The sequence below is a fragment of the Xenorhabdus littoralis genome (genome assembly GCF_033949345.1).
GTDB classification, from domain to species: Bacteria; Pseudomonadota; Gammaproteobacteria; order Enterobacterales; family Enterobacteriaceae; genus Xenorhabdus; species Xenorhabdus littoralis.
The window spans coordinates 51,598-64,556 of record NZ_VCDP01000022.1 but is presented as its reverse complement, the minus strand read 5'-3'; the positions used below and the strand labels follow the sequence as shown (position 1 = coordinate 64,556).

Sequence of the window (12,959 nt, the reverse complement as noted above, 5' to 3'; positions counted from 1 at the left end):
TGAGTAGAAAAATGAAAACAGGCATGAATAAACTTCTGGTGACAATATTAATCGCTTTTGGTATTGGTTTACCATTATCTGCCGTTGCGGGTGAGCTTTCTGTCACACCAGAGACAAACTCACTGTTGAGCTATTTGCTGCCCGACTCCCCGACTTTCGAAGATACCATCCCTGTCTTTCGGGAAAAATACAACAAAAAACACCCTGAAATCCCGCTGTACGAATATCGGGTGGTTGCAAGCAGGGATATTTCCCAGCCTTTCATCCGCGCAGCCAGTAAAATTAATGAAAAAATTTATTCTTCCGCAGTACTGGAACGCGGCAGCGAAAAGATTAAAAGCCTGCAAATTACTCTGCTGCTCTCACAAAACGAACAAGAAGATGAGAAAAACCGCCTGCTTGCGAAACAATATATTGCAGCCCTGATCAGCCAATTTGAACCCACTCTTTCACCTGATCAAGCCAACGTTCTATTGAAAAATCTTCTGAATGCAGCGGAAAAACAGCCGAACTCCAATCAAAAAATGGGAGCGGTGCGTTATGTCATCGTGAAAAGTAGCGAAAATATAATGACCTTCGCAATTGAACCGATTAAGCTATCGCTATCTGGCGCCTCAGCAAATGAAAATTAGTGACATAGCGCAGAGCTATTCACGTTGATGATCTTTATAATGTTCATTCTGTTCGCAATTTGATTATTTTCTGGTTGGAGGGAAAAACATGCGACATCCATTGGTTATGGGTAACTGGAAATTAAATGGCAGTACCCACATGGTTAACGACCTGATTTCAGGCCTTCGTAAAGAATTGAGCAACGTTGACGGCTGTGGCGTCGCTATCGCACCACCAACAGTTTATGTTTCTCTGGCAAAAAGTGCACTGGCAGGCAGCCGCATCGCTCTGGGTGCGCAAGATGTGGATGTTAACCTTTCTGGTGCATTCACTGGCGAAACTTCCGCAGAAATGCTGAAAGACGTCGGCGCGAAATATATCATTATCGGCCACTCTGAACGTCGTACTTACCACAAAGAAAGCGACGAACTCATTGCCAAGAAATTTGCCATCCTGAAAGAACAGGGCTTGATCCCAGTTCTGTGCATTGGCGAAACAGAGCAGGAAAATGAAGCTGGTCAGACTGAAGCGGTATGTGCCCGCCAAATCGATGCGGTCCTGAACACTCTGGGCGCTGAAGCATTCCAAGATACCGTTATTGCCTACGAACCAGTTTGGGCAATCGGCACCGGTAAGTCTGCAACTCCTGCCCAGGCACAAGCAATTCATAAATTCATCCGTGATCATATCGCGAAACAAGATGCAGCTATCGCTGAACAAGTCATTATTCAATATGGCGGTTCAGTCAATGCCGGCAATGCAGCAGAGCTGTTCACCCAGCCGGATATCGACGGAGCACTGGTCGGTGGTGCATCCCTGAAAGCTGACGCTTTCGCTGTGATTGTAAAAGCCGCCGCCGAAGCGAAAAAAGCCTGATATCGCAGCTCAGCTATTTAGCAGCTCAGCTATTCAACCGCCACGAGATATAACCCGCGGCGGTTTTTTCGATTCATTTTTTCCTACTCAATGGCTAACGACGAATAATCTCATCAAAAGTCCCGCCCGTGGCAAAATGCTCTTTCTGCGCTTTATCCCAGCCACCGAAAACCTCATCAATGGTGAAAAGTTTCAGATCAGGAAAAATGGCAGTATATTTTTCTGCGATAGCTTTATCTCGGGGACGATAATAATTTTCGGCTGCGATTTCCTGTCCAACCGGAGAATAAAGATATTTCAGATATTCTGTAGCCAGTTCACGCGTTCCTCGCTTATCTACCACCTTATCGACGACAGCAACCGTTGGCTCAGCCAAAATAGACATGCTCGGTGTGACGATATCAAACTTACCTTTACCCAGAGCGTTAATCGCCAATAGAGCTTCGTTTTCCCAAGCAATCAACACATCACCAATCCCGCGCTCCACAAAAGTATTCGTTGCACCACGCGCACCGGAATCCAGTACTTCAACATTTTGATAAAGAGCTTTTACAAACTCTTTGGCTTTAGACTGATCCTGATTGTTATGTGCCAATCCATATCCCCAAGCCGCCAGATAATTCCAACGAGCACCGCCGGAAGTTTTCGGATTCGGTGTAACGACAGAGACGTCAGAACGAATTAAATCAGACCAATCCTTTATCTGCTTAGGATTGCCCTTTCTCACCAGAAAAACGATGGTTGATGTATAAGGTGCAGAATTATCCGGCAAGCGTTTAATCCAATGCTTATCAATGCGACCACGCTCTGCAATGGCATCCACATCATAAGCTAGCGCCAGAGTCACGACATCCGCCTGAAGGCCATTAATAACTGAAGTTGCCTGCTTGCCGGAACCGCCATGTGACTGCCGTATCTTCACATTGTCCCCCGTTTTTTTATGCCAGTATTCGCTGAATGCCTGATCATACTGTTGATATAATTCACGGGTCGGATCATAGGATACATTCAACAGTTGAGTCTCTTTTGCCCATGCACTATTTGTCCATGTACTACCTGCCCATATACTCCCGGCCAACCACGCGGTTACCAATACCATCAAGAATCCTGACGGTACCCCATACCCTTTCAAACCTGACTTCATCACTCTTGTATTTATAATCATTGCGTTCATAACCACAGTGACATGCTCCCCTAAGCTATTATGATTTTCACCATAAAAACTGACAGAAAGCGTTATAACGCTGAAATAATTTAAAATTTATGCTTATGCATAAGAAGAATATGGGATACGAAACAGCCACATAAAAGTGGCTGTCTCTGGAATAGAATTTTGCAGATTAATCAGGGTTAGAAGGAAGGATTAATAGAGTTTTTTCGCTGTTTCCAACCAATCTTTCTTAAAGATACGCTGCATATTTTGGACTGCATCAATGATATCGTGATGAACAAGTTTCTCATTCTGGATACCAACGCAGCGTCCTCCCTGTCCCTCCAACAATAATTGGACGGAATAAGCACCCATGCGGGAAGCAAGAATGCGGTCATAAGCTACCGGAGCACCACCACGCTGAATATGTCCCAGTACCGTTGCCCGGGTTTCATGACGAGTTTCCGCTTCAATATATTTCGCTAATTCTGCAACATCGCAAACATGTTCAGTGATGGCAACAATCGCATGTCGCTTACCTTTTTGTATTCCCACCTGAATTTCAGCCAGAAGTTCTTCACGATCAAACGGAGTTTCACTTTCTGGCAAAACAATAAACTCACATCCACCCGCAATGGCGGCCGATAAAGTCAAATCGCCACAATAACGCCCCATCACTTCAACAATGGAAATCCGCTTGTGAGAAGTGGATGTATCGCGGAGACGGTCAATCGCTTCCACGACTGTTTCCAGCGCCGTAAAATAACCAATGGTGTAATCCGTACCCGCAACATCATTGTCAATCGTCCCCGGCAGACCAATGCAAGGAAAGCCCACTTCCGTCAGCTTTTTAGCACCTAAGTAGGAACCATCGCCCCCAATCACCACCAGCGCATCAATCTCATTTTTACGCATATTTTCAATGGCAATTTCACGAACCTTATCATCTCTGAATTCCGGGAACCGGGCTGATCCCAAAAACGTGCCGCCACGGTTAATCATGTCAGAAACACTGAAACGGTCGAGCTTCTTCATGCGGTTTTCATACAACCCCAGATAGCCATCATAAATGCCGTAAACTTCCAACCCTTCGGTTAAAGCGGCACGAACAACACCACGAATAGCGGCGTTCATGCCAGGCGCATCACCGCCACTCGTTAAGACTCCGATTCTTTTTATCTTGTTGATCATGATGACCTCTGACTTGTAGATGCATTATTTGTAGGCATAGCATTTGCCAATCTGCTGACTGCTTCCCTAAAAGAGAAGATTTACGGCGATTTTGCAAAACCTGATTATCACTTCATAAGCTGAATTGATTCAACAAAATCTATGATACGGAAAAACACTCAGTCTGCATTAAGATTATGTCTATTTTTTGACGACCTTTTGATTATGAATAAATTCCCCATCAATCCCAACGATTTTTATTCTCCTCAGGAACGACAGAGATAGGATCTTGGTGAATCATAATATCGGCACCCGGAAACCTGTCCCGCAATTTATTTTCAATTCCCTCTGCCAGAGCATGAGCCTGCACCAACGGCAAGTCATCATCAATCTCCAGATGGAACTGGATAAAACGGGTCGGACCGGATTGGCGGGTTCGCAGTTCATGCCCACCCTCAACGCCGGGATAATTCTGGATAATCTCAATAATCTCCTGCCGTTCTTCATCCGGCAAGGCCCGGTCAAGCAAAGATTGTACGGCATCATATCCCATCCGTAACGCACTATAGAGGATATAAACCCCAATCCCCAAAGCAAATAGCGCATCCGCATGTTTAAAACCATACAGGCTCAAAAGCAGCGCCACTAAAATTGCCCCATTCATCAAGAGGTCGGACTTATAATGCAGCATATCCGCGCGGATTGCCTGACTTTGGGTTTTATTAATCACCCATCTCTGGAACGCCACCAAACATAATGTTGAAATCAGCGCAATGGCGATGACCCAAATACCTATCGTCGCATGTTCCAATGGCCTGGGAGAAAACAGATGCTGAAAACCCGTCAAAAACAGGAAAATGGCCGAACCCGAGATAAACATACTTTGGGCCAGAGCTGCCAGTGATTCAGCCTTACCATGCCCAAATGCATGCTCTTCATCTGCGGGTTGAAGTGAATAACGCACGGCAAAAAAATTGGTCAGTGATGCCGCCAGATCGACTAAAGAGTCTACCAGCGCGGCCAATAAACTCACCGAACCCGTAATCCACCATGAAAAAATCTTTATTATCAATAACAAACTGGCCAGTACCGTTGCCGCTAACGCAGCAGTACTGACCCATTTCCCATAATTTATACTCATTGACTATCACCCTTCGGTTATTCAGCTAGTCTCAGGTATAAAAATAGCGTGTTAAGTGGAAAAATATAGGGGCGGCAAAGCAAAGAGAGTCAATTCTATCCAACATCCCACCATGCCCTCCAATAATTCCACCAAAATCTTTCACCCCACTATCCCGTTTCATCGCCGACATACACAATCCTCCGATAAATCCCATCAGAGTCATTGCCAACGACATCAAACCGGCTTCCCACGGAGAAAAAGGCGTTACCCAGAACAAAGATATCCCCAACAGCACAGAAGCTACAACGCCCCCGACAAACCCCTCAACCGTTTTATTCGGACTGAGTTTCGGCACAATCGGATGCTTGCCAAATAACTTCCCGAATACGTACTGCAAAACATCCGACATTTGCACCACAATCATCAGGAACAGCAATAACTTGATATTTTGATCCTTATACTCAGGGATATCCAACATCAATAATGCCGGAGCATGGCTGAGAGCAAACACCGTCAGCAACATCCCCCACTGAATTTTGGCGGTTCGCTCCAGAAAATGCGTTGTATCCCCGGCTAAAGCAATACAGGCGGGCAAGAACAGGAAGACATATACAGGAATAAATACCGAAAATAGTCCATACCATTGCCCACCAATCAAGGCATACTGCACAGGCATAAACACAAAGAAACAGCAGAACAGAACTCCATGATCACTGCGATGAGTCGGTATTAACGTGATAAATTCGCGCAAGGCAAGAAATGACATTACCGCAAACAAAATCACCGCTCCCACAGGCCCGGCAATAACGGCTATCACGCAGACGATGCACATCATCCACCAACTACGGATTCGGGCATTCAGGTTATCAATGGTGGCATTGCTCTTTTCTCTCGAAGACCAAAGAGCCAACCCTCCGCCAATCACACTGGCGATGACTAATATCCCAAATAAACCACCCAACAACAGCATCAGATCATGATCAATCTTCGTCATAGCACTAACTCCCTAATGCAGACTGAGCACGTTGCAGGAACGCTTCCTTGCCTTCGCCCTCTTGAACGGATTAGATTTGCTCACCATCTCCTAACAAATTGTTTTCCATTGAGATTAATAGCGCACGCAATACCTTATGAGCTAAATAGAGATGTGATTGGACGTAAGATAATCAAGATTGATTAAGATAACAACAGAGTCATATTATTATTCGTGCCTGCATTACAAAAATGGTACAAAATACCAACCAGAAATCCACTTTCCATACTGGTAAGACTATGTTTAAAGAAACCATTAAAAATCACTTATCTTGGAGTACATTTTTCGTAGGGGGCTACATCGCGCTTGTCTACGTAACAGGTATCACACGCTATAAAAACTTATTTTTTGCTCTGATAGCATTAACCGCACTCTACTTTCTTATTAAAAATCCCAAAGGATGCCTTGCAGCACTGAAAAACAATATTGTGTTGGCTTTGGGAATATTAACCTTAACCTATCTCTATTCGATTTTTATTTCGCCTGACCCCAAGCTTAGTTTGAATGAACTTAAAACACCTTTTCTCAGAGATGTCGTTCTTTCTGGAATTCTCATCACTTTAGCGTTAAGCCATACGGATAAGCTTAAGATCCAGAAAATGATTATTGGTTCATTTCTACTTGGATTGTTATTCATTACGCTGAAAGAAATGTATCTGTTCTATCTGGATTACCAGAACAATATTATGCCATTTACCAACTACAACCACCGCAGCGTATCAGATGGCATTGTTTTCTTTTTTCCCGCATTAGTCGCTCTTTGGCATTTTCAAAACCACAAAAATTATGTTCGTTTAGCACTAACAACTCTGCTTATTTTATCCGTACTTTTTGTATTGTTAGGAACCCTTTCCAGGGGAGCTTGGCTTGCAGTTTTTGTCATGTTTTTCATGATGATAAGCATGAACAAAAATTGGAAAACCTTAATTGCCAGTATTGTTATACTCTGTGCCGCTATAGTTGCTATCAAATCTGACTACTTTTTCAAAGATTCTGCTTTGAGTTATAAGTTGGAACAAACTGATAGTAGTCATAGATATAATAATGGGACTCAAGGTACTGCTTTCACCTTAATTCTGGAGCATCCAATTAAAGGCTATGGCGCTGGCAACAAAATCTATGACCAAATCTATAACAATAACGTCAAAAATCACCCTGATTGGACATTTAGAACTTCCCTTGGCCCACATAATATTTTCCTAACAGTTTGGTTTGCGGCCGGAATATTGGGGTTAGGTGCCTTTTTATTTTTAGTCTTCTTATACCTGAAACAATCAACTCAGGAATGGAATTCAAGTAGTCACTATAATAAACAAGCTGCGTTAATCTTATTCATCTCTTTCTTCGGATATTTTATTGTCAGAGGAAATTTTGAAAGTGTTCATTTGAACATCTTGGGTATCTATCTTGGGCTGCTGACGGCTTTGTGCCAGCAAAGATGGAATGAAAAAAGACAGAAAATAGAAACAAAAGATTAATGATCTTAAGGGCTATTCAACATTTTTGGATAGCCCGCATGAATTCAATACTGACTAAAACCACTCAGCAAGTGCTTTTGACAAAGACGCACTAACATTACTCCAATCGTATTGGTTTAAGACTGTTTCTCTGGCATGCTCAGCAACAGCTTGCAAATCAGTATGCAATAAGGTATCCGCAATATCTTGGGCGATGCTTTCTGAAGATAAAGGCTCTTGCAACAGAAATCCCGTACTTCCGGGGATCACAAACTCTTTTATTCCCCCCCTTGGGCTGACCAGAACCGGCACTCCACATGCCATTGATTCCAGAGCGACCATACAAAACGCTTCTTCTCCCAATGAAGGAACAACAGTTAAATCAGCAAGTGAATATACCTGATGCATATCTGCCGGAGGAACACTTCCCGCTAAGATGCAGATACTCCCCATGACAGAAGCTTTCCCCAGCACTTTTTTCCGATAGACTTCGCGTTCACCTTTTTTAATCGTGGTATGATCACCGATCAAAAGTAGCTTTATATTCTGGCCTTTTTGATGCATCAACGTCACTGCATCCATGAGTTCAATAACACCTTTGCCTTTATCTAACCGACCCGCATACAAAATAACGGTTTCATTATCTTTCAGACCAAAACGTTCCCTTTGCCAACAAGTTCCCTGCATATACAATGTCTTATCAATACCATTTGGCACGACTTTTATACTTTCTATTCCTGCTTCAGAACGAAAAAAATTTGCTAAGAAAAGACTGGGAGTGATGAGTTTTGTCCCTGCGTCTAAATCAGTGGCTTTATGCTTGTTATGTAAATGAAGCGCCATCATTTTTTCAGGGTAAAGCTTCTTCACTGCATTATAAAGTGGAATAGAATTTTGAATGATCAGGATAGGCGGCTCGCCACTTATATCTTGGTAGTACCTGACAGAACCCATGACTCTTTTGGCATAAGGATAAGGATCTAAACGAGACCACTTTCTGAAAAAACGCTTGTAAATTGCACTGATATATACTCTATGGATTGTGGAGTACTCACTGATCTCTTCTATCTTTTTCTCTGTTTTTTCCCCTTTACAGACAATTAAATTCTTTGTCTGACTGATTTTGGCAACATTATAGACCCACCATTCTACAGCGTCCGCATAGTTTGGTGGAATAGAATGAAATTCGGGAGCAATAAAAACAAATTTTTTCATGAGGAAAGCAATCGGCGGGAATCATTCATCAAATTAGATAAAAAAAAGCCAATTTATGCAAGTAAGCTGTACACGTGTTATTGAAATAATTAAAAAAAAGGCCCCACAAGGGGGCTGAAAGACAGGGATGGTGTCTATGGCAAGGAAAACCGTTGTTGACGCGACTATATATCAGGATATGCGCATCAAAGTACTAGCAAAACTCAATCCATCTCATGAGCCATACGCGTTTCATAACGTTTCTGTAATAGCGCTTTCTGCTCTGATGTTAACAGTCGATACATCTGGTTGCGAATACGTGCAATTTCTACGCCCAGTTCAACATTCTGTTTTGCTATTTTTTCAAGCTGCAACCTAACTGCGGCTTCATCAAAATTCTGTTCGGTCAAAAGTTCATACATCTTTTGACGTTCAACTCGTATATCGACCAGCGATTGCTCATGCAGATGCTTTTTCTTCACTAAATCCCACATCTGCTGGCGTTGCTGCTCAGTTAATGTTATTCCACCGAAGACATAACTATAGTTGTAATTATGTTGATCACTGCGGTAATGACCAGAGTCCTTCTTGTGCTCACATGGCTTACTATATGACGAAGAACCTGATGACGAAGAACTTGCAATCTCAGGAACATTATCCGTATCAGCAGTTTCAGCTAAAGCCATTGTTGTTCCAAGAACAACCATTGACGCTAAAGCCAATATTGCTATGTTACGCATTAAAATTCTCCGCTTTCTCGAACAGCACCATTCGATTCAGTGCGGATAACTATAACCCTGCGGCTGCAAACTAGCGTCAGAGCGTGTAAAAGAACGTAAAGTCATGGAATAGCGTAGTTTGTTATCGTATTTTGCTCTTGGAGGAAGAATTAATGCATAAAATCTTATTAGTTGATGATGACCGCGAGCTAACTTCGCTATTAAAAGAATTGCTCGAGATGGAAGGATTCAATGTTGTTATCGCCCATGATGGCGAGCAAGCTTTACAATATATCGACTCTTCAATCGACCTGTTATTGCTGGACATCATGATGCCACGCAAAAACGGCATTGAGACGCTTAAAGAGTTAAGGCAATACCATCAGACCCCCGTCATCATGTTAACGGCGCGTGGGAGCGATTTAGACCGTGTTCTGGGATTAGAACTGGGTGCAGATGACTATCTCTCTAAACCTTTTAACGATCGCGAGCTGGTAGCCCGTATACGTGCGATCTTACGGCGTTCCAACTGGAGCGAACAACAAGCAGATATTGGAACACCTATACTCGAGATCGATAAACTACAACTCAATCCAGGGCGTCAGGAAGCCAGCTTTGATGGTGTAATTCTGGATCTAACCGGAACAGAATTCACTCTGCTATATTTATTAGCGCAACATTTGGGACAAGTTGTTTCCCGTGAACATTTAAGCCAGGAAGTATTGGGAAAACGCTTAACGCCTTTTGATCGTGCCATTGATATGCACATTTCTAACCTACGCCGTAAATTACCAAACCGAACTGACGAACTTCCGTGGTTCAAAACATTGCGTGGCCGTGGATACTTAATGGTTTCAGTAAAATGATCAATAGCCTGACAGCGCGCATATTTGCAATTTTCTGGCTCACACTTGCACTGGTCCTGATGGTGGCCTTAATGGCCCCCAAATTGGATTCACGGCAACTTACACCACTTTTGGACAGTGAATATAAGCAGGGAGCAACACTAGCAAAACAAATAGAAGAAGAATTAACACGCTACCCTGCAAATGACCTATTCTGGTGGCTACGGTTGGATCGCGCTATCGTCCGATTGGCGCCACCGGGTCAGCGCTTGCTTCTTGTCACCAGTGAAGGTCGTATCATTGACATTGATACGCCGGCTCGTCAGATACAAGTCGTGCGTAACTTTATCGGGCAATCCGATAACGCAGATCATCCAAAAAAGAAAAAATATGGTCGATCTGAAATCCTCGGCCCTTTTTCCATCCGCGATGGTGAAGATCACTACCAACTCTACCTAGTTAGACCAGCAGGCAGTCCACAATCAGACTTTATTAACTTGATGTTTGACCGACCATTTTTACTGCCAGCGGCCACCATGTTAATCAGCGCTCCATTACTATTATGGCTGGCATGGAGTTTGGCAAAACCCGCCCGTAAGCTAAAAAATGCAGCCGATGACGTCGCAAAAGGAAACTTACGACAACACCCTGAACTCGAATCCGGCCCACAAGAGTTTTTGGCGACGGGCAGTAGCTTCAACCAGATGATCAGCGCACTGGAAAGAATGGTTACCGCTCAACAACGGCTGATTTCTGATATCTCCCACGAACTGCGTACACCGCTTACCCGCTTACAACTAGCGACCGCCTTACTGCGCCGCCGTCATGGTGAAAGCAAAGAACTGGAGCGCATCGAAATGGAAACCCAGCGCTTGGATGGAATGATCAATGACCTGTTAGTACTCTCCCGCAATCAACATAAAAACGAACTACTGCGCGAAAATATCAAAGCCTACGATATCTGGCATGACATCTTGGAAAATGCCAAATTCGAAGTTGAGCAAATGCACAAAACGCTGGATATCGTCTCCCCTCCCGGCGCTTGGGTAATTTACTGCAACCCGGCAACAATGGGCAGCGCACTGGAAAACATCGTCCGTAACGCACTCCGCTACTCCAGCAGCCATATCGCAGTTGCATTTAAAGCTGATAACCAAGGCGTAACAATTACCGTTGATGATGATGGCCCGGGAGTCAGCCCTGAAGACCGGGAACATATATTCCGGCCTTTTTATCGTACAGATGAAGCAAGGGATAGAGAATCTGGAGGAACAGGATTGGGATTGGCAATTGTTGAAACGGCAGTAAGCCAGCATCGAGGCTGGGTAAAAGCAGAAGATAGCTCTTTGGGCGGACTGCGGTTGGTGATTTGGTTGCCATTACATGGGAGGTAGACAGCTTTCGTGTTGAAATTTAGTTAGTTACAGGATGTAACAATTAAAGAAAAAAGCTATTATACTTGACCTCAAGACGTCGAGGTACTAATCTCGTCGCTGCTTAACACAAATAGTTGATATGATAGTTTTTATTAAATGGAAAAATCCTTTTATATTAATTGGATAAGTAAAATCATGGGACGTAACAGGCACTCTGGGAGCCATAACCTAGTGCGGTAGCTTTGGTTAAGCATAGCAATATATATTCCATAAAAATTCCTTTCTAATTTTTCATCAATCTTAAAATCAACTGAAAAACTCAAAAATGAAAATTCTGGTTACTGGTGGCGCGGGTTTCATTGGTTCTGCATTAATTCGATATATTATCAACCATTCTAATGATAGCGTTATTAACGTTGATAAACTCACTTATGCAGGCAATTTAGAATCACTCAAAGAAATCGACAGCAGTCCGCGCTATTCTTTTGAAAAAGCAGATATTTGTGATCGAAACAGATTAGATAGCATCTTAGAGCAGTACCAGCCTGACGCTATTATGCATTTAGCTGCTGAAAGCCATGTTGATCGATCAATCAGTGGTCCCAGTGATTTTATTGAAACGAATATTATTGGTACTTATACTCTTCTTGAAGCTACAAGAAATTATTGGCAACAACTACCTGAAGGCAAAAAAAACAAATTCATTTTTCACCATATTTCAACTGATGAAGTATATGGTGATTTACCTCACCCAGATCAATTCCCAGATAGTTCTCCCCTTCCTTTATTTACCGAAAAAACGGCTTATGCTCCAAGTAGCCCTTACTCAGCATCAAAAGCATCCAGCGATCATTTAGTTAGGGCATGGCATAGAACATATGGACTACCAACAATAGTGACCAATTGTTCCAACAATTATGGGCCTTATCATTTCCCGGAAAAACTAATACCTCTTGTTATTCTGAATGCATTAGAAGGGAAATCTTTGCCAATCTATGGTAAAGGCGATCAAATTCGCGATTGGTTATATGTTGAAGATCATGCCAGAGCACTACATTTAGTTGTTAGCACTGGTAAAAATGGCGAAACTTATAATATTGGTGGCCATAACGAAAAAACTAATCTCGAAGTCGTCGAGACAATTTGCCAGATTTTAAATGAGCTAGTACCTAAAGAAGTACCTTACAAAGAACAAATTAAATTTGTTTCCGATCGACCCGGACATGATCGCCGCTATGCTATTGATGCAGCAAAAATTAAAGCTGAATTAGATTGGATTCCACTTGAGACTTTTGAATCAGGCATTAAGAAAACTGTTGAGTGGTACCTAAATCACAAGAAATGGATAAAAAATATAAACACCAATCTTACCTAAAAATGTTTCATAAAAAAGCATAAAAATAA

12 protein-coding genes are annotated in these 12,959 nt (G+C 42.8%); 6 read left to right on the top strand and 6 right to left on the bottom strand.

The genetic code is table 11. From position 1 onward, the window contains the following. Window positions 1-11: 11 nt before the first annotated feature. Both FE394_RS06635 and tpiA read left to right on the top strand, forming a co-directional pair. Window positions 12-632, top strand: a complete 621-nt coding sequence (locus tag FE394_RS06635; RefSeq protein WP_419836311.1) for a DUF1454 family protein — start codon at window positions 12-14, stop codon at window positions 630-632. Between the two features lie 88 nt (window positions 633-720). Continuing rightward, a complete protein-coding gene (gene tpiA / locus FE394_RS06630) occupies window positions 721-1,488 on the top strand; it encodes a triose-phosphate isomerase (protein WP_319925610.1) in 768 nt (255 codons plus the stop codon). Window positions 1,489-1,582: 94 nt separating this feature from the next. Here tpiA and FE394_RS06625 read toward each other — a convergent pair whose 3' ends face one another. The 4 genes from FE394_RS06625 to FE394_RS06610 all read right to left on the bottom strand — a co-directional run bounded on the left by FE394_RS06625 (window position 1,583) and on the right by FE394_RS06610 (window position 5,925). Further along, window positions 1,583-2,587: a sulfate ABC transporter substrate-binding protein gene (locus FE394_RS06625; RefSeq protein WP_319925609.1), complete on the bottom strand. Its 1,005-nt coding sequence runs from the start codon at window positions 2,585-2,587 to the stop codon at window positions 1,583-1,585. Between the two features lie 264 nt (window positions 2,588-2,851). Continuing rightward, entirely contained in the window at window positions 2,852-3,829 is a 978-nt protein-coding gene (pfkA, locus tag FE394_RS06620; protein WP_319925608.1) for a 6-phosphofructokinase, read from the bottom strand. A 220-nt stretch (window positions 3,830-4,049) separates the two neighbouring features. Further along, on the bottom strand, window positions 4,050-4,949 hold the full coding sequence (gene fieF / locus FE394_RS06615; protein WP_319925607.1) for a CDF family cation-efflux transporter FieF: 900 nt from the start codon (window positions 4,947-4,949) through the stop codon (window positions 4,050-4,052). Between the two features lie 31 nt (window positions 4,950-4,980). Continuing rightward, a complete protein-coding gene (locus FE394_RS06610) occupies window positions 4,981-5,925 on the bottom strand; it encodes a phosphatidate cytidylyltransferase (protein ID WP_319925606.1) in 945 nt (314 codons plus the stop codon). 278 nt (window positions 5,926-6,203) lie between these two features. Here FE394_RS06610 and rfaL point away from each other — a divergent pair, with 278 nt between their 5' ends. Beyond that, window positions 6,204-7,442, top strand: coding sequence for an O-antigen ligase RfaL (gene rfaL / locus FE394_RS06605; RefSeq protein ID WP_319925605.1), 1,239 nt, complete (start codon window positions 6,204-6,206; stop codon window positions 7,440-7,442). A gap of 54 nt (window positions 7,443-7,496) precedes the next feature. Here rfaL and FE394_RS06600 read toward each other — a convergent pair whose 3' ends face one another. Further along, window positions 7,497-8,636 (bottom strand): glycosyltransferase, encoded by a 1,140-nt coding sequence (locus tag FE394_RS06600; protein WP_319925604.1) that lies wholly within the window; start codon window positions 8,634-8,636, stop codon window positions 7,497-7,499. A gap of 203 nt (window positions 8,637-8,839) precedes the next feature. Beyond that, window positions 8,840-9,355: a Spy/CpxP family protein refolding chaperone gene (locus tag FE394_RS06595; protein ID WP_319925603.1), complete on the bottom strand. Its 516-nt coding sequence runs from the start codon at window positions 9,353-9,355 to the stop codon at window positions 8,840-8,842. 152 nt (window positions 9,356-9,507) lie between these two features. Between FE394_RS06595 and cpxR the strand changes: the two genes are divergently transcribed. From cpxR to rfbB, 3 genes are all read left to right on the top strand, one after another. Then, complete coding sequence (gene cpxR / locus FE394_RS06590; RefSeq protein ID WP_319925602.1) at window positions 9,508-10,200, top strand: envelope stress response regulator transcription factor CpxR; 693 nt, start codon at window positions 9,508-9,510, stop codon at window positions 10,198-10,200. Further along, the gene (cpxA, locus tag FE394_RS06585; RefSeq protein WP_319925647.1) at window positions 10,197-11,573 is read left to right on the top strand and encodes an envelope stress sensor histidine kinase CpxA; all 1,377 of its coding nucleotides are present in this window, start codon (window positions 10,197-10,199) and stop codon (window positions 11,571-11,573) included. The genes cpxR and cpxA overlap by 4 nt, the downstream gene beginning before the upstream one ends. A 307-nt stretch (window positions 11,574-11,880) precedes the next feature. Continuing rightward, a complete protein-coding gene (rfbB, locus tag FE394_RS06580; RefSeq protein ID WP_319925601.1) occupies window positions 11,881-12,930 on the top strand; it encodes a dTDP-glucose 4,6-dehydratase in 1,050 nt (349 codons plus the stop codon). Window positions 12,931-12,959: the final 29 nt, after the last annotated feature.